Origin of the sequence: Streptomyces sp. 130, from assembly GCF_007096885.1 — a bacterium.
In the GTDB taxonomy this organism is placed as follows: domain Bacteria; phylum Actinomycetota; class Actinomycetes; order Streptomycetales; family Streptomycetaceae; genus Streptomyces.
Window position 1 is genome coordinate 229,484 of the sequence record NZ_VJNO01000003.1, and the last position, 26,655, is coordinate 256,138.

Annotated in this window: 7 protein-coding genes; 3 read left to right on the forward strand and 4 right to left on the reverse strand. The window is 75.3% G+C overall.

Annotated features, from left to right (window positions below):
* Positions 1 to 101: 101 nt before the first annotated feature.
* From FKN01_RS04960 to FKN01_RS04970, 3 genes are all read right to left on the reverse strand, one after another.
* Positions 102 to 7,625, reverse strand: coding sequence for a non-ribosomal peptide synthetase (locus FKN01_RS04960; protein WP_143616754.1), 7,524 nt, complete (start codon positions 7,623 to 7,625; stop codon positions 102 to 104).
* Positions 7,622 to 21,907: a non-ribosomal peptide synthetase gene (locus FKN01_RS04965; protein WP_143616756.1), complete on the reverse strand. Its 14,286-nt coding sequence runs from the start codon at positions 21,905 to 21,907 to the stop codon at positions 7,622 to 7,624. Before FKN01_RS04965 ends, FKN01_RS04960 begins: the two co-directional genes overlap by 4 nt.
* Before the next feature lie 396 nt (positions 21,908 to 22,303).
* On the reverse strand, positions 22,304 to 22,522 hold the full coding sequence (locus FKN01_RS04970; protein ID WP_143616758.1) for an MbtH family NRPS accessory protein: 219 nt from the start codon (positions 22,520 to 22,522) through the stop codon (positions 22,304 to 22,306).
* A 557-nt stretch (positions 22,523 to 23,079) separates the two neighbouring features.
* On the opposite strand from FKN01_RS04970, the gene thpR reads away from it, so the two are divergent.
* Both thpR and FKN01_RS04980 read left to right on the forward strand, forming a co-directional pair.
* On the forward strand, positions 23,080 to 23,709 hold the full coding sequence (thpR, locus tag FKN01_RS04975; protein WP_143616760.1) for an RNA 2',3'-cyclic phosphodiesterase: 630 nt from the start codon (positions 23,080 to 23,082) through the stop codon (positions 23,707 to 23,709).
* Between the two features lie 135 nt (positions 23,710 to 23,844).
* Entirely contained in the window at positions 23,845 to 24,405 is a 561-nt protein-coding gene (locus FKN01_RS04980) for a hemerythrin domain-containing protein (protein ID WP_143616762.1), read from the forward strand.
* Between the two features lie 24 nt (positions 24,406 to 24,429).
* Here the strand turns inward: FKN01_RS04980 and FKN01_RS04985 are convergent, their stop codons facing one another.
* Positions 24,430 to 24,957 carry a hypothetical protein gene (locus FKN01_RS04985; RefSeq protein WP_143616764.1) on the reverse strand — a complete coding sequence of 176 codons (528 nt, stop codon included), beginning with the start codon at positions 24,955 to 24,957 and terminating at the stop codon, positions 24,430 to 24,432.
* 141 nt (positions 24,958 to 25,098) lie between these two features.
* Between FKN01_RS04985 and FKN01_RS04990 the strand changes: the two genes are divergently transcribed.
* On the forward strand, positions 25,099 to 26,652 hold the full coding sequence (locus tag FKN01_RS04990) for an FAD-dependent oxidoreductase (protein ID WP_143616766.1): 1,554 nt from the start codon (positions 25,099 to 25,101) through the stop codon (positions 26,650 to 26,652).
* Positions 26,653 to 26,655 lie beyond the last annotated feature (3 nt).

Below are 26,655 nucleotides of genomic sequence, written 5' to 3' on the forward strand. Positions count from 1 at the left end.
CCTTGTAGCTCCGGGAGTGGTTTTGCTCCCACTTGTTGGGACCTCCGAGGGGCGCGGATGGTTGTATACGGATTGCCGGGTACTTGCCGGTTGGTGATCTTTCACGCACCCGGCAGTGCTCCGGGGGCCGGGAGGAAGCCCGTGACCTGGAAATACGTCAGGTAGCGCGTCAGGACCTCGTCGGTGAGCGGCGGTTGACGCACGCCCGCCTCCGCCGCCGCCCGGGCCGTGCGGCCGGAGTCGAAGCGGCGGTGGTCCGCCTCGTCGTGACCGGCCGGCCCGTCGTCGCCGAGGAACAACTGTGCGGCGTTGTCCGGGTGTTCGGCCACGCAGGCCCGCCACTCCTCGGGCGTCACCGGGCGCAGTGCGTACCCGAGGCGGGCCGCCGCCTCGAAGACGCGGTCCAGGCCCGGCGCGTCCGGGTTGGTGTAGTGGTACGCCTCCGCCCCCGGCCCGCCGGAGGTGCTGAGGGCCGCGACGGCGGCGCTGACGTAGTCCACGGGAACCCAGTCGGTCGTCCCGTGCGCCAGATCGGGCACCGCTCCGGCCTGGAGGCACCCCTTGATGAGCTGCCAGAGCAGGTCCCGGTCCTGGCAGGCACCGGTGGCGGTGTCGCCGCTGATGCGGCCCGGGCGGTGGACGGTCACCGGGAGGCCGCGCTCGCGGGCGATGCCGACCAGTTGCTCGGCGACCCATTTGCTCTGCGCGTACCCGTCGGGCAGGCCGGCCGCCGGGCCGGTCGGGGACGACTCGGTGAGCGGCGCGGGGTCCGTCCCGCGCGACGGGGCGTACACCCCGGTGGTGGAGACGTAGTGCAGGCCGGGCGATCCGGAGTCCGCGAGGAGGCGGAGCAGCTCCTCGGTGCCGGCCACGTTGGGCGCGCGCAGATCACCGTACGGGGCGGCGAAGTTGACGCGGGCGCCGTTGTGCAGCACGGGGCCCAGGCGCCGGGCGAGGGCGGTCCTCTCGGCGGGGTCGAGGCCGAGGCCGGGGGCGGCGAGATCGCCGGGGACCGGGTGGATCAGGCCGGCGTACCGGGACTGCCACAGGCCGTAGTGCTCCAGGTTGGCGCGGAGCCGCTGGGCCGCGCTGTCGGGGCTCGCGGCCCGGACCAGGCAGTCGACGGGGCCGCCCGTGGCCTCGATGAGGTCGCGCAGGAGGAACGCGCCGAGGAAGCCGGAGGCCCCGGTGAGCAGGGGCCGCGCGGAGGGGCGGGCGGGCCGGCGGTCCCGGCGCCCGCCGGTGATGTCCGGCGCGAGCCGCACCTCGGCGGCGAAGTCCGGTGCGACCGCCTCCTGCCGCTCCTCCTCCCCCGGTCCCCGGCCGAGCAGGCGGTCGACGCCCTCGACGGTGGGCGTCGCGAAGAGGGCGCGCAGGGAGGGCCGCACCCCGCAGCGTTCCCCGATCCGGCGGGCCAGGGTCACGGCGAGCAGCGAGTGGCCGCCCAGCGCGAAGAAGTCGTCGGTGACGCCGACCTCCGGCACGCCGAGGGTCTGCGCGAACACCTCGCACAGGGCGCGTTCACGGGCGGTGCGCGGGGCCCGCCCGCCGGCCGGGGCCGCACTCTCCGGGGCGGGCAGCGCGCGCCGGTCGGTCTTGCCGTTGGGCGTCACGGGGAGGGCGTCGAGCCGGACGTGGGCGGCGGGCACCATGTGTTCGGGCAGGGTGGCGGCGAGGTGGGCGCGCAGTCCGGCCCAGCCGGGGGCGGGTTCGCCGGCGGCGGGCACGGTGTAGGCGACGAGGCGCCGGTCGCCGGGGCGGTCCTCGCGGACGGTGACGCAGGCGGCGGCGACCCCGGGGTGTGAGGTGAGCGCCGCCTCGATCTCGCCGAGCTCGATGCGGAAGCCGCGGAGCTTGACCTGGTCGTCCGCCCGGGAGACGTAGAGGAGGCGCCCGTCCGCCGTCCACCGCACCAGGTCCCCGGTGCGGTACATCCGGCCGCCCGCGCGGTCGAAGGGGTCGGCGACGAAGCGGGTGGCGGTGAGACCGGCCCGGCCGTGGTAACCGCGTGCGAGGCCCTCGCCGGCCACGTACAGCTCGCCCGTGACACCGGGCGGTACGGGCGTCAGCCGGTCGTCGAGGACGTACACGCGGGTGCCGTCGACGGGGGCGCCGATGGGGACGGTGCGGTCCGGGGCGAGGGGGCCTTCCGCGTGCTGGAAGGCGCTCATGGTGGCGCAGACGGTGGTCTCGGTCGGGCCGTAGGCGTTGACGAGGAAGCGGTCCCGGGCCCAGGCGTGCACGAGGGCGGGCGGGCACGCCTCTCCGGCGAGGACCATGGTGAGGCCGGTGGGCAGGGAGTCCGGGGGCATCACGGCGAGGGCGGCGGGCGGGATGGTGAGGTGGGTGACGCCCCGGTCGCGGACCAGGCCGGCGAGGGCCGGTCCCGGCAGCAGGGCGTCGCGGGTGTCGATCTCCAGGCAGGCGCCGGTGAGCAGCCCCATGCACAGCTCCCAGAACGCGGCGTCGAAGCTGACCGACGCCATGTGCAGCACCCGGCTGCCCGGTCCGACGCGCAGCCGCTCGCTCTGCGTCGCGGCCATCGCCCGCACGCCCCGGTGCGTGACGACCACGCCCTTGGGGCGGCCGGTGGAGCCCGAGGTGTAGATGACGTACGCCGGGTGGGCCGGGTCGATGCGCACGGGTTCCGTCGTCGCGCCGCTCGCGGCGAGGTCGTCGGTGTACAGGTGCGGCACCGGGTGGCCGGGCAGGCCGCGGTGGAGCTCCGGGGTGGTGAGGAGCAGGCGGGGGCACGCGTCGTCCAGCATGTAGGACAGGCGCTGGGCCGGGTAGTCCGGGTCCAGCGGCACATAGGCGGCGCCCGCCTTCAGGACGCCGAGCAGGGCCACGACGAGCTCGGACGTCCGGGGCAGGGCGACGGCCACCCGGTCCTCGGGGCCCACGCCCCGTTCGGTGAGGTGGCGTGCCAGCGCGTCGGCGCGGGCGTCGAGTTCGCCGTAGGTGAGGGTGGTGCGCGCGTCGCGGACGGCCGGGGCCGCCGGGGTGCGCCGGGCCCACTCCTCGAAGAGCGCGGGGACCGTCGTGGCGGGCAGGCCGTCGGCGGGCCCGGTGCCGAGGGCGGTGAGGCGGTCGTGCTCGGCGGCGGTCAGCAGGTCGTAGCTGTGCAGGGGGCGGTCGGGGTCGGCGGTGACGGCGCCCAGCAGCAGGACGAGCCGGTCGGCGAGGCTCTGGACGGTGGGCGCGTCGAAGAGTTCGGTGGCGTAGTCGACGGTGCCCCGCATGCCGTCGAGGGCGCCGGTGTCGTCGTAGGTCTCGGTGAGCGCGAACGACAGGTCGAACTTGCTGACTTCCGCCTCGGCGGGCACCCCGGTGACGGTGAGGCCGGGCAGGTCGATGGCGGCGGGGGCCTGGTTCTGGAGGACCAGCATGGTCTGGAAGAGCGGGTGGTGGCTCTGGGCGCGCGCCGGGTTGAGGAGTTCGACCAGCCGCTCGAAGGGCACGTCCTGGTGGGCGTAGGCGGCGAGGTCGAATTCCCGGACGCGGCCGAGGAGTTCGCGGAAGGTGGGGTCGCCGCTCAGATCGGTGCGCAGGACGAGGGTGTTGACGAAGAAGCCGACGAGACCGTTCGCCGCCTCGTCGGTGCGTCCGGCGACGGCCGTGCCCAGGGGGATGTCCTCGCCGCCGCCGTGCCGGGACAGGACGGTGGCCAGGGCGGCCTGGAGGACCATGAAGACGCTGGAGCCGCAGGTGCGGGCGAGCTCCGTGACCTGGCGGGCGGTGGCCCGGTCCACGGAGAAGCCGAGGGTGGCACCGGTGTGCCGGGAGGTGGCGGGGCGCGGCCGGTCCCAGGGCAGTTCGATCGCCTCGGGCAGCCCGTCCAGCGCGTGCCGCCAGTGGGAGAGCTGCCGGCGGACGAGGCTGTCGGGGTCCTTCTCGTCGCCGAGCAGGGCGCGCTGCCAGAGGGTGTGGTCCGCGTAGTCGACGGGCAGCGGTGCCCAGGCGGGTGCCTCGCCCCGGGCGCGGGCACGGTAGGCGAGGCCGAGGTCGTGGGCGAGGGGTGCGAGCGAGGTGCCGTCGGCCGCGATGTGGTGGACGACGAGCACCAGCACGTGGGCGTCGGGGGCCAGGCGGAGCAGGGTCGCGCGCAGGGGCAGGCTGTGCTCGATGTCGATGGGCTCGGCGGTGGCGGCGGCGACGCGGTGGCGCAGCTTCGCCTCCTCGACGCTCTCCATGGCGAACGGGATGACGACGTCGCCGGGTGCGGTGATGTGCTGGCACGGTCCGCCCTCGCCCTCCGGGAAGACGGTGCGCAGGGCGGTGTGCCGGGCGATGACGTCGGCCACGGCGGTGCACAGGGCGTCGGCGTCGAGCGGTCCGTCGACGCGCACGGCGAGCGGGATGTTGTACGTGGCGGAGGGCCCGTCGAGCCGGTGCAGGAACCACAGCCGCTGCTGGGCGTAGGACAGCGGGAGTTCGGCGGGGCGGGGCTGCGGGACCAGGGCGGGGCGGGTGCCGCCTGCCGCGCCCTCCAGGGCGCCGGCGAGCGCGGCGACGGTGGGGTGTTCGAACAGGGTGCGGATGTCGGTCTCGGTGTGCAGGGCGGTGCGGATGCGGCCGACGAGGCGGGTGGCGAGCAGGGAGTGGCCGCCCAGGGCGAAGAAGCTGTCGTCGGTGCCGACCCGGTCCACGCCGAGCACATCGGCGAACAGCCCGGCCAGGATCTCCTCCATGGCGCTGCGCGGTGCCCGCCCCGCAGCCGTGCGGGGTGCGGTGGGCGCGGGCAGGGCGGCCCGGTCGATCTTGCCGTTGGGGGTCAGGGGCAGGGCGTCCAGCGGCTGGATGACGGCCGGGACCATGTACGCGGGCAGCAGCCGGCCGACGTGGGCGGCGAGCAGTCCGGGGTCGGGTCTCTCGCCGGGCGCCGGGACGACGTAGGCGGTGAGGGTGCGGTCGCCGGGCAGGTCCTCGCGTACGAGGACGCAGGCGGCGCGCACCGCCGGGTGGTCGCGCAGGACCGTTTCGATCTCGGCGGGTTCGATGCGGTGGCCGCGCAGTTTGATCTGCTGGTCGGCCCGGGCGACGTAGCGCACGGTGCCGTCGGCGTCCTGGCGCACCAGGTCGCCGGTGCGGTACATGCGCGCCCCGTCGCCCGCGAAGGGGTCGGCGACGAATCGGGTCGCGGTGAGGGCCGCCCGGCCGAGGTAGCCGCGGGCGACGCCGGGGCCCGCGAGGTAGAGCTCGCCCTCGGCGCCGGGCGGTACGGGGCTCAGCGCGGCGTCCAGGACGTAGGCGCGCATGCCGTCGAGCGGGTGGCCGATGGGCGGGGCACCGGCGGGGGTGTGGCCGGGGCCGACGTGGTGGGCGGTGGCGAAGGTGGTGGTCTCGGTGGGGCCGTACACGTGCAGGACGGTCGTCGCGGGGTGGGCGGCGGCGACGCGCTGCATGACCCCGGGCGCGGCGGCCTCACCTCCGGCGGCGACCAGGCGCAGCTGCCCGAGGGAGCCGGGGTCGGTCTCGGCCAGCACGTTGAAGAGGGCCGTCGTGAGGAAGGCGGCCGTGACGCCGTGCCGGGTCACCAGCTCCCGCAGGGTGTCGGGCTGGAGCGGGCCCTCCGGGGCGACGACGACGCGTCCGCCGCGCAGCAGCGGGGTCCAGAGCTCGAAGGTCGAGGCGTCGAAGACGTACGCGGAGTGCAGCAGGACGGCGTCGGCGGCTCCGCCGTCCCAGCCTTGGTGGGCGGCCAGGGCCGCGATGTCGCCGTGGCTGACGCCGACGCCCTTGGGCAGTCCGGTGGACCCGGAGGTGAACATCACGTAGGCGAGCCGGTCGCCGCCCGGTGCGGCGGGGAGCGGGCCCGGGGCGGCGGGGCCGCCGGTGAGGACGCGGCCGGCCCGGTCGACGGTCAGGAGTGCGGTTTCGGGGCCGAGCCGGCGGACCCAGGGCAGCGTGGCGGTCGTCTCGTCCACGACGAGGACGCGCAGGGGGACGACTTCGGTGACCCGGTTGAGCCGTTCGGTGGGCCAGCGGGCGTCGAGCGGCACATAGGCCGCGCCCGCGCGCAGGGCGGCCAGCGAGGCGGTGACGGTGGCGGCCGAGCGGGCGACGAGGATGCCGACGCCGTCCTCGGCCCCGGTCCCGAGGCCGGTCAGGGCGGCGGCGAGCCGGTCCGCGAGACCGGTGAGCTGTGCGTACGTCAGCTGCTCGCCGGCGCCGCAGACGGCCACCGCGTCCGGGTGGCGGGCGGCCCGGCCGGCGACGGCCCGCGGGATGCTCAGGGCCGTGGTGCCGTCGGGCAGGGCGGCGCCCGTCCCCCGGGCGACGAGCCGGTCGCGTTCGCCGTCGAGCAGGAAGGGCGCGGTGTCGGCGCGCCGGCCGAGGTCCTGGGCCATGGCGGTCAGCAGCTGCCGCATGCGCGAGACGGTTTCGGCCACCTCCTGGCGGTCGAGCACGGCGGCCCGGTAGCCGAAGGTGATCCTCAGGGTGTCGCCGGGGGCGACGGTGAGGGTGAGCGGGTAGTGGGCGGCGTCGGTGCCGCTGAAGCCGGTGACGGCCAGGCCGGGCAGTCCCCGCTGGGCGGTGCGCAGGGCCTCGGCGTCCATCGGGTAGTTCTCGAAGACGACGAGGGTGTCGAAGAGTTCGTCCAGGCCGGTGGCGCCCCGGATGTCGCTGAGGCCCACGTGCTGGCTGCCGAGGAGCCGGCCCTGCTCGGCCTGGAGCCGGGTCAGGAACTCCGCCAGGGTCTCGCCGGTCGCGGGCCCGGTGCGCACGGGCACGGTGTTGATGAACAGGCCGATCATGGACTCGACGCCGGGGAGCTCCGGCGGACGCCCGGACACGGTGGTGCCGAACACCACGTCGGAGCGCCCGGTGAGGTGGCCGAGGAGCAGGCCCCAGGCGCCCTGGACCAGGGTGTTGAGGGTGAGCCGGTGGGCGCGGGCCGTCTCGCGCAGCCGGGCCGTCACGGCGGCGTCCAGGTCGAGGACGAGCGTCTCGGGCAGTTCGGCGGCGCCGTCCGGGCCGTCCCGCTCCGCGAGGAGGGTCGGTGCCTCGATGCCGGCGAGGGCGGCGGACCAGGTGTCGAGGGCGGCGGCGCGGTCCTGCTGGGAGAGCCAGACCAGATAGGCGCGGTACGGGGTGACGCGCGGCAGTGCGCTCTCGTCGCCGCCGGCCGCGTACAGCTCGAAGAGCTCCCGTACGAGCAGCGGCAGGGACCAGCCGTCGAACAGGATGTGATGGCTCGTCATGACCAGGCGGTGCCGGTCCGGAGCGGTGCGCACCAGGGTGAACCGCATCAGGGGCGGGGTCGCCAGGTCGAAGCGGCGGGTGCGGTCGGTGGTGAGGAAGGCGGTCAGGCGGTCCGGGACCGTGCCCGCGTCGTCGCCGGACAGGTCCAGCTCCTCCAGGGGGACGGGGACCTCGGCCGCCACCGCCTGCACGGGTTCGTCCAGGTCCTCGTGGAGGAAGCCGACGCGCAGATTGGCGTGGCGGCGGAGCAGGCCCGCGACGGCGGCGCGCAGGGTGGGGACGTGGACGGGGCCTTCGAGGTCGAAGACGAACTGCGCGGTGTAGACGTCCACGGCGTGCGAGTCGTACAGGGCGTGGAAGTACATCCCGGCCTGCAGCGGCGTCAGGGGGAGCACGTCCTCCAGCTGGAACCCGTTCACTTGCGTCCACCCCACTTGTTCTGCAGTCGGTCGATCTGGGCCTGGTTGAGCGAGACCAGGGGAAGGTCGGACGGCGTGTAGCCGCCGGCTCCGGGCTGTTCGGCGTGTTCCGCGACGGCGCGCAGGGCGCGGTTGAACGCCTCGGCGAGTGCGCCCACGTCCTCCTCCTTCAGCAGGTCGCTGGGCCAGGTCCAGCGGGCCACGAGGCGGGGACCTTCCGGCAGGTCCTCGGTGTGCGCGTTGATGTCGAGGACGTGGTGGACGGGCATGTCGGGGTCCTGGGCGCGGGGCCCGCCGGCGTCGGTCAGGACCTCCCAGTCGCCGGCCGCCGCCTGGCCGGGGGCCGCGTACCGTCCCAGGTAGTTGAAGCCGATCTGGGGCGCGGGGGCGGCCAGGCGGGGGGCGGTGGCGGGGTTGAGGTGGCGCAGCATGCCGTGGCCGACGCCGTGGTCGGGGACGGCGCGCAGCTGTTCCTTGACGCGCTTCACTGCGCGTTCAACGAGCGAGGGACCGAAGCGTGCCGGGTCGCGGACGTCCAGGGGGCCCGGGTCCAGCCGGACGGGGTAGAGGCTGGTGAACCAGCCGACCGTGCGGGACAGGTCGATGTGGTCGGCGATCTGTTCCCGGCCGTGGCTCTCCAGGTCGAGCAGCACGGCGGTGTCCGGGCGGCCCCGCCAGGTGTTGACGGCGAGGGCGAGCGCGGTGAGCAGGATGTCGTCGACTCCGGCGTGGAAGGCGCCGGGGACGGTGGTGAGGAGGGGCTTCGTCCAGGTGGCGGGCAGCTGGGTGGTGAGGGTGCGGGTGCCGTCCGCGGTGTCCAGGAAGGGGTCGAGCGGCCGGTAGCCGAGCTGGGGGTCCGGTGTCCTCAGCGCCTCCTCCCACAGGGGCAGTTCGCCGGTGCGGGCCGGTGTGCGGGCCTGTTCGGCGAGGAGCTGGGACCAGCGCCGGTAGGAGGTGGTGGCGGCGGGCAGCGCGGACGCGGTGCCGGTGGCCACCCGCCAGGCGTGCGCGAGGTCGTCGGCGAGGATGCGCCAGGAGACGGAGTCGACGCAGAGGTGGTGCACGACCAGGAGCAGCCGCCCGCGTGCTCCGGGTCCCGCGTCGCCCCAGACGGCCTCGAAGACCGCGCCGGCGGAGGGCCGCAGTCGTCGGCGGGCCCGTTCGCCCGCTTCGGTGAGCGCGGCCCGGGCGGCGGCGGTGTCGAGCCCGGCGATGTCGATACGGGTGAGCCGGCGCCGGGCCGTGACGGCGCCGGGCGGCAGCGTTTCGAGTACGGGCTCGCCCCCGGCGGTGCGGGAGACGCGCAGACGGAGCATGTCGTGGTGGTCGGCGAGGAGCTGGAGCGCGGCGGCCAGGGTGTCCTCGCGGGCACCGGCGGGGGTGCTCAGCACACCGGACTGGTTGTAGCCGTCGGTGGTGCCGGGGCGGTCCAGGAACCAGGCGGCGATGGGGGTCGGCTCCATCGTGCCGGTGCCGTGGCCGTCCGGTTCGCCGGCGGTGCCGTCCAGCGGTGCGGCGACGGCCGCGATGGCCTCGGGGGTGCGGTGGACGAAGACGTCCCTGGGGGTGACGGCGAGCCCGGCTTCCCGGACGCGGCTGACGAGCTGGATGGAGAGGATGCTGTCGCCGCCGAGCGCGAAGAAGTCGTCGTCGGTACGGACGGCGGGCGCGCGCAGGACGGAGGCGAACGCCTCGCACAGGACGCGTTCGGGCGCGGTGCGCGGCGCCCGGCCCGGCCGGGCGGTGTCCGGGCGCTCCGGTGCGGGGAGGGCCGCGCGGTCCGTCTTGCCGTTCGGCAGGAGCGGCAGCGCGTCCAGGGCCACGAAGGCGGCGGGCACCATGTACGGCGGCAGGCTCGTGGTGAGCCGGGCGCGCAGTTCGCCGTCGGTGAGGCGGGCGCCCGCGGTGTACGCGACGAGGCGCTGTTCGCCGGGGCGGTCCTCGCGGACGAGGGCGCAGGCGGCGGTGATGCCGTCGACCGCGGTGAGGGCGGCCTCGATCTCGCCGGGCTCGACGCGGAAGCCGTTGAGCTTGACCTGGTCGTCGGCGCGGGAGACGTAGTGGAGGAGCCCGTCGGCGTCCCGGCGGACCAGGTCGCCGGTGCGGTACATGCGGCTGCCGGCCGGGCCGGAGGGGTCGGCGACGAAGCGGGTGGCGGTGAGCCCGGGGCGGCCTAGGTAGCCGCGGGCGAGGCCGTCACCGGCGAGGTACAGCTCGCCGGTCACACCCGCCGGTACGGGCTGGAGCGCGGCGTCCAGGACGTGGGCGCGGGTGTTGTCGATCGGGCGGCCGAGCGGAACGCCCCCTTCTTCCGCCTGGGCGGTGACGTGGTGGGCGGTGGCGTCGATGGTGGTCTCGGTCGGGCCGTAGAGGTTGTGCACAGCGGTGGCCCAGGCCCGCCCGGCCCGGGCCGCCAGGGCGCGGGTCAGGGGCTCGCCGCCGCAGGCGACGGCCCGCAGTGCCGCCGGCGCCGCCTCGGGCCCCGTCTCGGTGAGCAGGAGCGCGAGGTGGGAGGGCACGAACTGGGCGAGGGTGACGCCCTCGTCGCGCATCCGGGCCAGCAGCCCGGCCGGGTCGTGGTTGAGCGCGGCCGGTACGGGGCAGGTGGCGCCGCCGTGCAGCAGGGGCAGCCAGGTCTCCCACACCGACGCGTCGAAGCTGGGCGAGGTCCGGGCGAGGACGCGGTCGTCGTCGGTGAGGCCGAAGTGGCCGGCCATCCAGGCCATGTGGTTGGTGAGCGCGGCGTGGGTGACGACGACGCCCTTGGGCCGGCCGGTGGAGCCGGAGGTGTAGATGACGTACGCGGCGTCGTCCGGGCCCGGGGCGGCGGCGGCCGGTGGCGCCCCGCGTCCGGCCGGCCAGGCGGCCCCGTCGCCGAGCGCGAGGCGGGGCACGGCCGTGAACCGGGCGGCGCGCGCCACGTCGTGGGCCAGGAACAGGGCCGGGCGGGCGTCCTCCAGCATGTGGGCGACGCGGGCCTCGGGGTAGTCCAGGTCGACGGGCAGGCAGGCGGCCCCGGCCTTGGCGACGGCCAGCATCGCGACGACCCGGTCGGCGGTGCCGTCGGCGGCGAGGGCGACGAGGTCCCCGCGGCCGACGCCCCGGTCGTGGAGGTGGTGGGCCAGGTCGTCGGATCGGGCGTCCAGCTCGGCGAAGGTGAGCCGCCGGGCACCGGCCCGGACCGCGGTCCGCCCGGGGGTCCGGGCCGCCTGGGCGCGGAACGCCTCGGGCGCGGTCCGGGCGTGGACCGGGCGGACGGGCCCCGCAGCGGCCCGGTCCAGCTCGGCGCGCTCGGCCGCGTCCAGGAACGCGGCGGTGCGGACCCGCCCGTCGGGGTCGGCGGCGAGCGAGGCGAGCAGGCGGGTCAGGCGTGCGGCCAGGGCGTGCGCGGTGGCGGGGTCGAACAGGTCGGTGGAGAACTCCAGATTCCCGTCGAGCCCGGACGGCCGGCCGGCCTCGTCGCGGGTCTCCGTGAAGGTGAAGGTGAGGTCGAACTTGCTGATGCCGGTCCGCACGGGCTGCTCGGTCACGGTGAGGCCGTCGAGGCCGAGCGCGGTGTCCGCCTGGTTCTGCAGGACGATCATGGTCTGGAAGAGCGGGTGGTGGTCCTGCGCCCGGTCCGGGGCGAGGGCGTCCACCAGGCGTTCGAACGGCAGGTCCTGGTGGGCGTAGGCGGCCAGGTCGAACGCCCGCACCCGGTCGAGGACTTCGGCGAAGGTGGGGTCGCCGCTCAGGTCGGTGCGCAGGACGAGGGTGTTGACGAAGAAGCCCACCAGGTCGTCCAGGGCCTCGTCGGTGCGTCCGGCGACGGGGGTGCCGAGCGGGATGTCCTCGCCCGCGCCGTGCCGGGAGAGCAGGACGGACAGGGCCGCCTGGAGCACCATGAAGAGGCTGCATCCCCGGGCGCGGGCCAGCTCGGCCAGCGCCCGGTGCGTGTCGGCGTCCACGGGGAAGGTGAAGGCGTCGCCCCGGTAGGTGAGGACGGCGGGGCGCGGCCGGTCCAGGGGGAGGTCGAGCAGGCCGGGGGCTCCGGCCAGGGCGGTGCGCCAGTGGTCCAGCTGCCGGGCGGCCCGGCTGCCGGCGTCGTCCTCGTCGCCGAGGAGGGCGCGCTGCCAGAGGGTGTAGTCGGCGTACTGGACGCGGAGTCCGGGCAGGCCGGGTGCCTCGCCCCGGCTGCGGTGGCGGTAGGCCTCGCCGAGGTCGCGGGCCAGCGGGGCGAGCGACCAGCCGTCGCCCGCGATGTGGTGGACCAGGAGGACCAGCACGTGGGACTCGGCGCCCAGGCCGAGCAGCCGGGCCCGCACCGGCAGGTCCGCGGTGACGTCGAAGGCGTGCGCCACCTCGGCGGCCAGCGCCTCGTCCAGGCCGTCCGGCGGCACGGGCCGGGGGGTCAGGTCCAGGTCGGCGTGGTCGGCGGCGAGGACGAGCTGACGCGGCACACCGCCCGTCTCGGGGAAGACGGTGCGCAGGCTCTCGTGCCGGTCCACGACGTCCGCGAGGGCGCGTTCCAGGGCCGGGGCGTCGAGCGGTCCTTCCAGGCGCAGCACCAGCGGCACGTTGTAGGTGGGGCTCGGTCCCTCGAACCGGTTGAGGAACCACATGCGCTGCTGCGCGAAGGACAGCGGCAGCGGGTCCGGCCGGTGCGGGGTGCGCACCAGTGGCGGGGCGGCGGCTGCGGCGCCGTCGAGGGCGGCGGCGAGCCCGGCCGGTGTGGGATGCTCGAAGACCGCCTTGACCTGGAGTTCCACGTCGAGCGCGGTCCGGATGCGGGCGACGAGCCGGGTGGCGAGCAGGGAGTGGCCGCCCAGGGCGAAGAAGTCGTCGTCGGCGCCCACGGCCGGGAGGCCGAGGACATCGGCGACGAGCCCGCAGACGATCTCCTCGCGCGCGGTGCGGGCGGCGCGCCCGCGGGGCGCGGCGTGCTGCCCGGGCGCGGGCAGGGCGCGCCGGTCCACCTTGCCGTTGACGGTCAGCGGCAGCGCGTCGATCAGGACGAACGCGGAGGGCACCATGTAGGCGGGCAGGGACCGGCCGACGGCTTCGGCGAGGTCGGCGGGGTCGGGGCGGACGGTCCCGGCGGGCACCACGTACGCGACGAGACGGCGGTCGCCCGGGACGTCCTCGCGTACGAGGGTGTAGGAGTCGGCGACGCCTTCGCAGCAGGCGAGGACGGACTCGATCTCGCCGGGTTCGATGCGGTAGCCGCGCAGTTTGACCTGGCTGTCGGCGCGGGAGACGTAGGCGATCTGCCCGTCCGGGGTCCACTTCACGAGGTCGCCGGTGCGGTACATGCGCCCGCCGTCCGGGTCGAAGGGGTCGGCGACGAACCGGGTGGCGGTCAGGGCGGGCAGGCCGGTGTAGCCCCGGGCGACGCCGCGCCCGGCGAGATACAGCTCGCCCGTGACCCCCGCCGGGACCGGGCCCAGCGAGCCGTCGAGCACGTGGAGCCGCATGCCGTCCAGGGGCCGGCCGATGGGCGGTGGGCCCGCCGGCAGGTCGGCGGCCACGTCGTAGCGGGTGGCGAAGGTGGTCGTCTCGGTGGGGCCGTACACGTGCAGGACGCGGACACCGGGTGCGGCGCCGGCGACCCGCTGCATGGCGTCGGGCGAGGCGAGTTCGCCGCCCGCGCAGACGAGGCGGAGTCCGGCGAAGGCGCCGGGGTCGGTGTCCGCGATCACGTTGAGCAGAGCGGTCGTCAGGAAGACCGCGGTGACGCCGTGTTCGCGTACGGCCGCGCGGAGCGTCCCGGGCTCCAGGACGCCTTCCGGCGCGACGACGACCGTGCCGCCGCGCAGGAGCGGCGCCCACATCTCGAAGGTGGACGCGTCGAAGACGTACGCCGAGTGCATCAGGACCGCGTCGGCCGCGCCGCCGTTCCAGGCGGAGTCCTCGGCCAGCGCCGCCACGTCGGCGTGGCTGACTCCGACGCCCTTGGGCAGGCCGGTCGAACCGGAGGTGAACATGACGTACGCGAGCGAGTCCGGGCCCGGTACGGCGACGGCCCGGCCCGGTGCCGCGGGCGCGCCGCGCAGGATGCGGCCGGCGCGGTCCACGACGAGGACCGGGATGCGGCGGGCGGTCTCGGTCACCCAGGGGGTCCCGGCCGCCGGTTCGTCCACGACGAGGACCCGGACGTCCGCGACTTCGGCGACCTGGTCGAGCCGTTCCCGGGGCCAGCGCGCGTCCATCGGGACGTACGCGGCGGCGGCGCGCACCGCGCCGAGGGAGGCGGAGACGACGGCCGGCGACCGGGAGAGCAGCACGCCGACGCCGGTCTCCGGGCCCGCTCCGAGGCCGGCGAGGGCTCGGGCGAGGTCCGCGGTGAGGGTGTCGAGCGCGGTGTACGTGAGGGGGGCGCCGTCACCGCGCACGGCCACGGCGTCCGGGGTGCGCCGGGCCTGTGCGGTGAAGAGCGCGGGCAGGGTGGTCTCCGGTGCGGGAGCGGGCAGTTCGCGGCCGGTGCCCCAGTGGGCGGTGCGGGTGTGCTCGTCCGGCGTCAGCAGGTCGTAGTCCGCGAGGGGCCGGCCGGGGTCGGCGGCCACCTGGTGCAGGAGCAGCAGCAGGCGCTCCGCCAGGGCCTCGGCGGTGACGCGGTCGAAGAGGGCGGTGGCGTACTCGATCCCGGCGGTGAGTCCGCCCCCGTCCCGCTCCTCACCGAAGGCGAACGTGAGGTCGAACTTGCTGAGGCCGTTGTGGACGAGCCGGTCCTCGACGACGAGCCCCGGCAGCTCGGGGCGTACGGCGTCCTGGTTCTGCAGGACGAGCATGGTCTGGAACAGGGGGTGGTGGTTGCGCGCCCGGGCCGGGTTGACGCTCTCGACCAGCCGCTCGAACGGCACGTCCTGGTTGGCGTATGCGCCGAGGTCGAACTCCCGCACGCGTGCCAGGAGTTCGCTGAAGGTGGGGGCGCCGGACAGGTCCGTGCGCAGGACGAGGGTGTTGACGAAGAACCCGACCAGGTCCTCCAGCGCCTCGTCGGTGCGGCCGGCGACGGGCGTACCGAGCGGGATGTCGTCGCCCGCGCCGTGCCGGTGCAGCAGCGTGGCCACGGCCGCCTGGAGCACCATGAACAGGGTGGCGCCCGATTCCCGTGCCAGGCGCAGGAGTTCGGCGTGGAGTGCGGCCGGTACGTCGAAGGGGTGCACGGCCCCCGAGGGGTCGGTGCCGGCCGGGCGCGGGCGGTCCAGCGGCAGGTCGATGAGCCCGGGCAGGCCGGCGAGCGCGGCGTGCCAGTGGTCCAGCTGCTCGCGCAGCACACTGCCGGGGGTGTCCGGGTCGCCGAGGACGGTGTGCTGCCACAGGGTGTAGTCCGCGTACTGGAGCCCTCCGCGGAGCTCGGGCTCCCGTCCGGCGAGGCGGGCCCGGTAGGCGTCGCCCAGGTGGCGGGCGAGCGGGGCGAGGGACCAGCCGTCGCCCGCGATGTGGTGCAGGACCAGCACCAGGACGTGGTGGCCGGGCGCGGTGCGCAGCAGCCTGGCCCGCAGCGGCGGATCGCCGGCCACGTCGAACGGCTCGCCCACGGCATCCGCGACGGCCGCCTCTAGCCGGGCCGGGGCGGTGCTCTCGACGGGCAGCGGGGGAACGACGGCATCGGCGGGCAGCACCGACTGCTGTGGCACGCCGTCCCGTTCGGGGAAGACGGTGCGCAGCGCCTCGTGCCGCTCCACGACGTCCCGCAGGGCGGCGCGCAGGGCGTCGGTGTCCAGCGGCCCGTCGATGGCGAGCACCAGCGGGATGTTGTACGAGGAGCTGGGCCCGTCGAGCCGGTTCAGGAACCAGAGCCGCTGCTGCGCGTACGACAGGGGCAGCGGGTCGGGCCGCTCGGCCACGGGCAGGACCGGCGGGCGGGAGCGCCTTTCGGTGTCCAGGGCCCGGGCGAGCCCGGCGACGGTGGGGTGCTCGAACAGCGTGCGTACGGCGAGGTCGGCACCGAGGACCGTGCGGACCCGGCTGACGACGCGCATCGCGAGGAGCGAGTGCCCGCCCAGGTCGAAGAAGCTGTCGTGCGGGCCGACGCCGGGGCGGCCCAGCACATCGGCGAAGATCCCGGCGAGCAGTTCCTCGCTCGGGCCGAGCGCGCCGGTGCCCCCGGTGGTGTGCGCGGCCTCGTCGTCCGGCCGGGGCAGGGCGCGCCGGTCCGTCTTGCCGTTGGGCAGGAGCGGCAGGTCGTCCAGGACGACGACCGCGGCCGGGACCATGTAGTGCGGAAGCGCCTGTGCGAGGGCGTCGCGCAGGGCGGCCGGGCGGGGCCCCGGGTCCCTGGTGACGGCGTAGGCGACGAGCCGGCGCTCCCCCGGCACGTCCTCCCGGATCACCGCGCAGGCGGCGGTGACCCCGGGGTCGGTGAGCAGGGCGGCCTCGATCTCGCCGGGTTCGATGCGGAAGCCCCGGAGCTTGATCTGGTCGTCGGCGCGGGAGACGTAGTCGAGCGTCCCGGCCGCGTTCCACCGGACCAAGTCGCCGGTCCGGTACATGCGGGCGCCGGTGCCGTCGAAGGGGTCGGCGACGAAGCGGGCGGCGGTGAGGCCGGGCCGGTCCAGGTAGCCGCGGGCGAGGTTGGGTCCCGAGAGGTGGAGCTCGCCGGTGACCCCGGGCGGGACGGGCCGCAGCCGGTGGTCCAGGACGTAGGCGCGCATGGTGTCGACGGGCCGGCCGATCGGCACGGTCTCGTACGGGGTGTCCGGCGTGGCGGGGACCAGGTGGGCGGTCGCGTCGATGGTGGCCTCGGTCGGGCCGTACAGGTTGTGCACCTGCGTCCGCCACCGCGCGGCCGTCTCCTCGGCGAGGGCGCGCGGCAGGGGTTCCCCGCCGCACAGGACGGCCCGCAGGCCGGGCAGGGGCGCGGCGTCGGCCGCCTCGGACAGGACGAGGGCGAGGTGGGAGGGCACGAACTGGGCGATGGTGACGCCGAACCGGCTCATCCAGGACACCAGCGTGTCGGGCTCGGTGTTGGCTCCGGGCGGCAGCACGCACACCTCGGCGCCGTACATCAGGGGCAGCCACACCTCCCACACGGAGGCGTCGAAGCTGGTGGACGTCCGTGCGAGGACCCGGTCCCGCGCGGTGACCGCCAGGTGATCCGCCATCCAGGCCATGTGGTTGGCCAGGGCGCCGTGGGTGACGACCACGCCCTTGGGGCGGCCGGTCGACCCGGAGGTGTAGGTGATGTATGCCGGGTCCTCCGGGTGAGGTGTGCACGGGACCCGGGCGGCGGGGTCCGCGGGAGGCTGGAGCGGGGCCTCGAGGGCGAGCCGCGGGATGTCGCCGGTGGGCAGATCCTGAGTGGTGAGGACCAGGACGGGCCGGGCGTCGTCCAGCATGTGGCGGATGCGGGCGTGCGGGTAGGCCGGGTCGACCGGCAGGTACGCGGCGCCGGACCGCAGCACGGCCAGCATCGCGACGACGGTGTGCGCGGAGGGCGGCGCGGCGACGGCGACCCTGGTCTCCCGGCCCGCACCGCGTTCGCGCAGCGCGCGGGCGAGCGCGTCGGCCCGGGCGTCGAGCTCGGCGTAGGTGAGGTGGGTGTGCGCGTCGCGCACGGCGACGGCTTCGGGCGTACGCAGGGCCTGTTCCCGGACCGCTTCGGGGGCGGTGAGCACCGGCAGGGGCCGGGGGGCGCCCTGTCCTCGGGCCAGGAGGCCGTCCCGCTCGGCGGGGGTGAGGGGGTCCAGGTCGCCGATGGGGCGGCCGGGGTCGGTGACGGCCAGGGTGAGGACGCGGGCGAAGCGGTCGCAGAGGGCGCGGGCGGTGGTGGCGTCGAAGAGGTCGGTGGCGTATTCCAGGTAGCCGCCGATGCCCCCGGCGGCCTCCTCGGTCTGCGCGGGCGCGGCGGTTTCGGTCAGGGAGAACGTGAGGTCGAACTTGCTGCCCCCGTGGTGCCGGGACCGGTCGCGGACGGTGATGCCGGGCAGTTCCGGTTCGGCCCGGTCCTGGTTCTGGAGGACCAGCATCGTCTGGAAGAGGGGGTGGTGGTCGCCGGACCGCTCCGGGTTGACGGCCTCCACGATCCGTTCGAAGGGCAGGTCGCTGTGGCCGAAGGCGGCGATGTCCGACTGCTTGACCCGGTCGAGGAGTTCGCGGAACGTCGGCTCGCCGGAGAGGTCGGTCCGCAGGACGACGGTGTTGACGAAGAAGCCCACCAGATCGTCCAGCACCTCGTCGGTGCGCCCGGCCACCGCCGTGCCCAGCGGGATGTCGCTGCCGGCGCCGTGGGCGCCGAGCGTCACGGCGAGGGCCGCCTGGAGCACCATGAACGGCGTGCACCCCGCCGTGCGGGCGAGCCGGACGAGCGCGGCGTGCGCCGGGGCGGGCAGGTCGAAGGGGACGGACGCGCCCCGGTGGCTGGGCACGGCGGGGCGCGGCCGGTCGAGGGGCAGCGCGAGCAGGCCGGGTGCGCCGCGCAGCGCCTCCTGCCAGAAGGCGGTCTGGCGGGCGGCGAGGCTGTCCGGATCGCCGTCGTCGCCGAGCAGCCGGTGCTGCCAGAGGGTGTAGTCGGCGTACTGCACGCGCAGCGGCGCCCAGTCGGGGGTGCCGGTGCCCCGCGTCCGGGCCAGGTAGGCGGCGGAGAGGTCGCGGCAGAGCGGGGCGAGGGACCAGCCGTCGGCGACGATGTGGTGCAGGACGAGGACCAGGACGTGCCGGGCGGGCCCGTGCCGGAGCAGGTGGGCGCGGACGGCGGGGTCCCGGCCCAGGTCGAAGGGGGCGGTGCTCAGCCGGCGTACCGTCTCCGTCTCCCAGGCGTCCGCGTCCCGGTCCGCCGGAGGCCGTTCGACGGTGAGGGGGAGGAGCGACGCGGCGGCGTCGGCTTCGATGATCCGCTGCCGGGCGACGCCGTCGTGCTCGGCGAAGACGGTGCGCAGGCTCTCGTGCCGGACGGCCACGTCGGCCAGGGCGCCGCGCAGCGCCTCGGTGTCCAGGGGGCCGTCGAGTTCGAGGACGAGCGGGACGTTGTAGGAGTCGCCGGGGGCCTCGGACCGGTTGAGGAACCAGAGGCGCTGCTGGGCGAAGGACAGCGGCAGCACCTCGGGCCGGGGCTGCGCCGCGAGGACGGGCCGGGCGGCCCCCGCCGCGTCGAGGGCGGCGGCCAGGGAGGCCACCGTGGGGTGCTCGAAGAGCGTGGCGAGGGGGAGTTCGACGCCGAGGGCGGCCCTGACCCGGCCGGTGAGGCGGGTGGCGAGCAGCGAGTGACCGCCGAGGGCGAAGAAGCTGTCGTCCGCCCCGACGGCGCTCACGCCCAGGACGTCGGCGAACAGCCCGGCGAGCACTTCCTCGTACGCGGTGCGCGGCGCGCGGCCGGTGCCGGTGGTGGTCCGGGGCGCGGGCAGGGCGCGGCGGTCGACCTTGCCGTTGGGGTTGAGGGGCAGGGCGTCGAGGACGACGAAGGCGGACGGCACCATGTACGCGGGCAGTGTGCGCGCGACGCGACGGGCCAGCGCGGCGGTGTCCGTGCGGGCTCCGGGCGCGGGCACGACGTAGCCGACGAGCCTGCGGTCGCCGGGGGTGTCCTCTCGGACGACGACACAGGCGCCGCGTACGTCGGGGTCGGCGAGCAGGGCGTGCTCGGTCTCGGCCGGTTCGATGCGGAAGCCGCGCAGTTTGACCTGGCCGTCGGCGCGCCCGACGTACTCGATGTCGCCGGCCGCGGTCCAGCGCACGAGGTCGCCGGTGCGGTACATCCGGCTGCCGGGCGCTCCGTACGGGTCGGCGACGAAGCGGGCGGCGGTGAGCGCGGCGCGGCCCTGGTAGCCGCGGGCGACGCCGTGCCCGCTCACGTACAGCTCCCCCACCACGCCGGGCGGCACCAGGTCCAGGGTGCCGTCGAGGACGTACAGGCCCATGCCGTCCAGTGGGCGGCCGATGGGCGGCACACCGGTGGTGGCGGCGGTGACGGGGTGGCGGGTGGCGAAGGTGGTGGTCTCGGTGGGGCCGTACACGTGCAGGACGAGCGTGCCGGGCGAGGCGGCGGCCACCCGCTGCATGAGGCCGGGGGTGGCGGCCTCCCCGCCGGCGGCGACCGTGCGCAGCCCGGCGAAGACCGCAGGGTCCGATTCGGCCATCGCGTTGAACAGGGCCGTGGTGAGGAACAGCGCGGTGGCGCCGTGCCGTTCCACCGCCTCGCGGACGGCGCGCGCCTCCAGGACGCCACCGGGGGCGACGACCACCCGGCCGCCGTTGAGGAGCGGCACCCAGATCTCGAAGGTGGAGGCGTCGAAGACGTACGCGGAGTGCATGATGACCGCGTCGGACACCCCGCCGGTCCAGGCGCTGTCGGCGGCGAGCGCCAGGACGTCGGCGTGGGTGACTCCGACGCCCTTGGGCAGTCCGGTGGAGCCGGAGGTGAACATGGTGTAGGCGAGCCGGTCGGGTCTGCTGACCCGGGGCAGCGGTCCGGGCCGTTCCGGCGCACCGCGCAGGAGCCCGCCGCGCGTGTCCACGACGAGGAGCGGCAGTTGGGCGGCGGCCTCCCGGACCCAGGGTTCGCGGGCGGTCCTCTCGTCGGCGATCAGGGCGCGGACGCGGGAGGCCTCGGCGACGCGGCCGAGCCGTTCGGCGGGCCAGGCCGCGTCCATCGGGACGTAGGCGGCGCCCGCCGCGACGGTCGCGAGGGTGGCGGCCGGCACGGCGGCCGAGCGCCCCAGGAGCACCCCGACGCCGTCCTCGGCGCCGATGCCCCAGCCGGTCAGCGCGCCGGCGAGCTCGTCGGCCGCCTGGTCCAGTCGCCGGTACGAGAGGGTGTGCGCCCCGTCCACGACGGCCGGGGCGTCCGGGGTCCGGCGCGCCTGGTCCCGGAACGCCTCCGGGAGGGTCCGCGCGACGGTGTTCCCGGGCAGGGCGGTGCCGAGCCCCTGGGCGCGCAGGGCGGGGGCGGTGGTTTCGTCCACGAGTGGCAGGTCGCCGAGGCGCAGACCGGGGCCGGCGGCGGCCAGGGCGGAGACGAAGGACACGACGGCCTGCTCGTGCAGGCGCACGTCCTCGGGGTGGTAGAGGTCGGGCCTGGCGTCGAATCCGATCAACGGCCCCTTGCCCTCGGCCCGTTCGGAGACGAAGAGCGAAACGTCGTCCACCTGGCCGACCGACAGCACCCGGGAGGGCGCGGGGATTCCGGCGAAGTCCCGGTCGTAGTCGTAGCCCATGATGTTGACGACGATGCCGGTCAGGCGGGCCGCGTCGTCGCCCGTGTTGTTCAGCTCGCGGGCGAGCTCTTCGCGCGAGAAGCGGCGGTGGCGCAGGGCGCCGCGCATCTCGGCCGCGGCCTCGCGGACGAGGCCGCCGACGGACATGGTGTCGGTGAGCGTCAGGCGCAGCGGCAGGATGTTGGCGGTCATGCCGACGATGTGCCGCAGCCCGCCGTGCCGGCCGTTGGAGGCGAGGCCCACGGTGACCTCGTGGGTGCCGGTGACCCGGGCGGTGTACGCGGCGACCGCGGCGACGAGGACGGCGCTCCACGTGGTGCGGTGGGCGGCGGCGAGCCGGCGCAGGTCCTCGAAGACTTCGGCGGACAGCGACTCGCCGTTGTGCAGCCGGATGGCGGAGGCGGTCGGTGCGCCGGGGCCGGCCGGTGCGGGGAGGTCGGTGCGGCGGCGGATGAGCGTTCTGCCGCTGTGCGTGGTGTCGTCCTCGGTGGCGTCGGGGGCCGGGTCGGCGAATCTGGCGGTCCAGTAGGCGCGGTCGGCTTCGTAGCGGCCGGATGCCCGGTGGGCCGCCTCGTCGGCGACGAGTTCGCGCAGGGGTGCGGCGGGCAGCGTGACCTCGGCCAGGTCCTCGCCCCGCACCGCGCGGCCGTAGAGATCGGCCACGGTGCGGGTGAAGACGGCGCCGCCCAGGCCGTCGACGGCTATGTGATGGAAGCGGACGTACCAGTAGGACAGCCCGTCACCGGCGCGGAGCAGGGCGAAGTGGTGGCGGGGGCGGCGCAGGGTGTCGGGTGTGGCCATGTCCGCCGCCAGGTAGCGCTCGACCTCGGCGGCGGGGTCGTCGGCCCCGGACACGTCCACGATCCGCAGCCGGCGGGCGCCGGGTTCGCGGACGACGCGCTGGAGGAGGACGTCGCCCTCCGTGACGAACTCGAGGTTGAGGCTGTCGCACAGCTCGCAGGCCCGGTCGACGGCGGCGGCGAATAGCGCCTCGTCCAGGTGGCCCCGGATCTCGAAGCATTCACCGATGTTGTATTTCGGGCTGTCGGGGTCGACGAGTTGCCCGTACCAGACGCCCTGCTGGGCTGCGGTCGTACCGAAGAACTCTTCGGGAGCGGATTGCGGGGGCACGGAGCCGTTTTCGCGCATGCCGGGACACACCTTCGGGGAGATTTTTCGGGGGGACGAAGAGGGCAGGACGAAGCCGGACGTGCCGGTGTGCCGTCCATGGCCGACAACGGACGGGTAAAAGCGAGGAGAATGCCATCGCTCCCATGCCGTCGAGCACCACGGGAGCGGCTTCCCGCCGAGAAAGCCGGGACGGCCTCGGTTCTCTCCGCTTATCGGGGACAGGCCGATGCGCAGTCCATCAATGAGGAGATAAAGCCGCGCGGCAGCGGCATGAACATTTCTCGCCGGAACGTGACCGATCACCACTACGCACTGATCGATTTTGTCCGGACGGGAACGACACCGACCGGATGGGGCGAGAGCGCGAGCCTGCGGACCGGGCCGGACCGGCCGGCCGGCAGGCTCGCGCGCCGCCTACCCGGCGTCCGCCTCCATCGCCCGCACCAGTCCGGCGGGCCGCATGTCCGTCCACGCGGCCTCGATGGCGTCGAGACACTCCTGTCGCGAACCCTCCGGGCCGCCGACGCTCCAGCCGCCCGGAACGTCGATGTGCGCCGGCCACAGCGAATACTGACCCTCGCCGTTCACCAGCGTCACGAACCGACCCGACTCGTCGTCGAAAGGATTGGCCACGACCGTCCCCCCACTTGTTTTCCCACATGCCATCGCATGTTCTTCAGATATATGCAGGCTCGTCGCGCGGATTCACCGTTCCCCCACCACCGGACCGCCCACCCCTACCGCGCAAGCCCGGCCGCGCGGGGCGGAGATACGTTACGCCTCGGGATACCGGCGTGACGCCGATGGCCGGCCGGTCATCCGGCTTCGCCCGTTCACGCCAATCACCATAGAGGACCACCGACAGCTCAAGAGACGAATTCGGACCATTACTTATCCGCCCGCAGGGCCGCGACGTGCGCGAAGGCCGGCCGGAGACATATGCCACGCCCGCTCCCCCGGGAATTTTCAGCCACCCGATGTCCTGATTGTGCGCATTTCACTAAATACGACCCGCGCACTTCCGGATAACCGCCGGCGTACACCCCCTCACCCACGGGCACGCGCCGAACATTCCGCGCTCCCGTGCGCCGGGTGCGCGCCCCATTCGAAATCAATGGCCATTCCCGTCACTCCGCGTTATTGTCCGGCCCCGGTGCGGGCGGCCACCCGCCGGCGGCGGCCGGCGGCTGATGCGGTACGAATGCCGGGTGACCGAAGAGACCCCGCCCGCGACCGTGCGCGTGTTCATCGCCCTGGCTCCGCCCGACCCGGCGAAGGACGAGCTGGCCCGGGAGCTGGGCCCCGTCTACCGCACCCACCCGCAGGTGCGGTGGAACCGGGTGGAGGACTGGCACATCACCCTGGCCTTCCTCGGCGCGCTCCCGGCGGACACCGTGCCGCTGCTGCGTCCGCCGCTCGCCGCTCTCGCCGCCTCCCACCCCGCTCCCCGCCTGGCGCTGCACGGCGGCGGCACGTTCGACGAGCGGGTGGCGTGGAGCGGGATCGCCGGCGACCTCGACGGACTGCACCGGCTCGCGGACGGCGTCCGGGCCGTGGTCCGTGACCGCGGGATCGCCCTGGAGGACCGGCCGCTGCGCCCCCATCTGACCCTCGCCCGGGTGCGCCGGGGCGACCACACCTCGGCCGGGGAGATCGCCGCGCGGCTCACGCGCTTCCGGGGCCGCCCGTGGCCCGCCGAGCGTCTGCATCTGGTCGGCGGCAACGCGGGAGACGGCCCCGGGCACATCCGCTACCGCGACATCGAGGCGTGGCCGCTCGGCACGGCGTCCGGTGCCGCCGGGGCCCCCGCACATCCCTGAGGCGGGCTCGGCCGGCCGTTACGCCAGCCTGACCGGAGTGGGGCGCGGCTCCGTGTGTTGGTGAGGTTCGGGGGTACCCCTGTGGAACGGTGAGCTGACTTCGGCTCGCACCACACAGCGGAGAGGGTTGCACTGATGGGACACGGCGGAAACGTGATCGCGGAGCTCACCACGGACCACCGCGAGGTCGACGAACTGTTCGCGAAGATCGAGGCCCAGCCGGTCGGTGACGAGCGGCGCAGGAAGCTCGCGGACGAGCTGACCATCGAGCTGGTCCGGCACTCCGTGGCGGAGGAGATGCACCTCTACCCGGCGGTGCGGCGGTTCGTGGACGACGGCGACGACATGGCCGACAAGGAGCTGGAGGACCACGCGAAGGTGGAGCAGCACCTCAAGGAGCTGGAGGGGCTGCCGGCGGACGACCCGCAGTTCGACCACCTGGTGGCGAAGCTGAAGCTCGAGGTGAGCGAGCACGTGCGCGACGAGGAGAACCGGCTGTTCCCGCTGCTGGCGGCGGCGTGCTCCCCCGAGGCCCTGGACGAGCTGGGCGAGAAGGTGCGCACCGCGAAGAAGACCGCTCCGACGCGTCCGCACCCCTCCGCGCCCGACAGCCCCGCGGGGCTCAAGGTGCTCGGCCCGGGCGCCGGCCTGGTCGACCGGGCCCGCGACCTGCTGAGCGGGCGCGGCAGGGGCTGAAGCACCTCGGCGCCGCCGGGGACGTCAGCAGGCGCGGGCCGGGCCGAGGCGCAGGCGGTCGAGCAGGCCCGCGTGGTGGAGGCGGGCTATCGGCTCCAGCAGATCGGGGTGGCGCAGCAGCGCGGTGGCGGCCAGATCGTGCCCGCCGGGCTCGGTCAGGCGGCGGAACTCGGCGGGTCCGGTCATCCCGTGTTCGGTCGCGTCGAGCGCCTTCACCGCTTCCCTCGCCGCTTCGGGCGCGGTGAGCAGATGGGCGGCCCAGCTGGCGACGACCTCGTCCACCCAGCTGCGCCAGGCCGCCTCCGCCGGACCATCCGCCGGCTGCCCGTGGCCGCCGGTGACCTCGTCCAGGCGGGCTGATCCGCCGGGGCCGGTCAGGACCACGAGGGCGGCGTCCAGGTCGGTCGGGTAGCGGAGCCAGGCGGCGACCGTGACGGCCTGGCGGGCCTGCGCCTCGGCGAGAGCGGCGGTGAGCGGGCCCCCGCCGGCCGGGAACGCGCGCGTCAGCCACTGGGTGGTGGCGGCGATGAGCGGGGCAAGGTCTGCGGGCATCGGGGCGTCCCCTCGGGTCTGGATCGCCGTGCAGCGTACTGCGCCCGTCCCCGGCCGCCGTATGACGCGGAGCACCTTCCGGCCGTGGTGTACGTCATGACCGGCGAGACGCCCCGGCCCTGAACGATTGGAGAGCACACGATGAACCACCCCCGCCCACTTCCGGGGCTGGACGAGTCCTTCTGGATGGACAGCACCGAAGCGCCCGAGTACCCGCCCCTGGCGTCGGACACCGATGCGGACGTCGTCGTGATCGGCGGCGGCATCGCGGGCCTGAGCACGGCGTGGGAGCTCAGCCGGGCCGGCCGCGACGTCGTGGTCCTGGAGGCGGACCGCATCGCCGCCGGGGTGACCGGCTACACGACGGCCAAGGTGTCCGCCCTCCAGTCGCTGGTCTACGACCGGCTGCGGCGGACCCGGGGCGCGGACGCCACCCGGCTGTTCGCGGCCTCGCAGCTGGACGCGGTGGACCGGGTGGCCGGCATCGTGGAGGAGCTGGGGATCGCGTGCGACCTGGAGCGGGTGAGCGCGTACAGCTACGCGGCGGGCGAGGAGTCCCGGGAACTGGTCGAGGCGGAGGCGCGCGCCGCCGCGGACGCCGGTCTGGACGTCCGGTACGTCTCCGGGACGGAACTGCCGTTCGCGATCGGCGGGGCGGTCCGGGCGGACGGCCAGGCCCAGTTCCACCCGCGCAAGTACCTGCTGGCGCTGGCCCGGGACCTGGTCGCGCGGGGCGGCCGCGTCTTCGAGCGCAGCCGGGTGACCGGGCTGTCCGAGGGGACCCCGTGCCGGGTGACCGCCGAGTCGGGGCGGAGTGTGACGGCCCGGGACGTGGTCGTCGCGACGCACTACCCGGTCTTCGACCGCGCGATGCTGTTCGCCCGGCTCTCGCCCCGGCGGGAGCTGGTGGTCGCCGCGCCCATCGCCGCGGACCTGGCGCCGAAGGGCATGCACATCACCGAGGACGAGGGGAAGCGCTCGGTGCGCTCCACCCCGCTCGACGACGGCCGGCGCCTGCTGATCGTGACCGGGGAGAGCTTCACCCCGGGCACCGGCGACCCCGGCGAGCGGTTCCGGCGGCTGGACGCGTGGCTGCACGAGCGGTTCCCGGCGGCCGGCCCGACCGCGTACCGGTGGGCGGCGCAGGACAACGACCCCAGCGACACGGTCCCGCTGATCGGGCCGTTCCACATCGGGGCCCGGCACACCTATGTGGCGACCGGGTTCGGCGGCTGGGGGATGACCGGCGGGGTGCTCGCCGGCCGGCTGCTGACCTCGCTCATCTCGGACGGTGTCCCGCCGCTGCCGTGGGCTGAGCTGTACGACCCCCGGCGGCTGGGGAGCGCGGTGCGCGAGGCGGGGTCGCTGCTGGGCGCGCAGGCGGAGGTGGCGAAGCACTTCGTCGGCGACCGGCTGCGCGTCAGCCACCTGGACTCGGTGAGCCAGGTGGCTCCGGGCACGGGGGCGGTGGTCCGGGTGAAGGGCCGCCGCTGCGCCGTGTACCGGGAGCCGGACGGCACGGTGCGGGTGGTGTCCGCGCGGTGCACGCATCTGGGGTGCCTGGTGGCGTTCAACGAGGCGGAGACGGCGTGGGAGTGCCCGTGCCACGGTTCGCGCTTCGGGGTCGACGGCTCGGTGCTCCAGGGCCCGGCGGTGCGCCCGCTGGAGGCGCTGGAGGCGGGCGACGAGGAGTGAGGG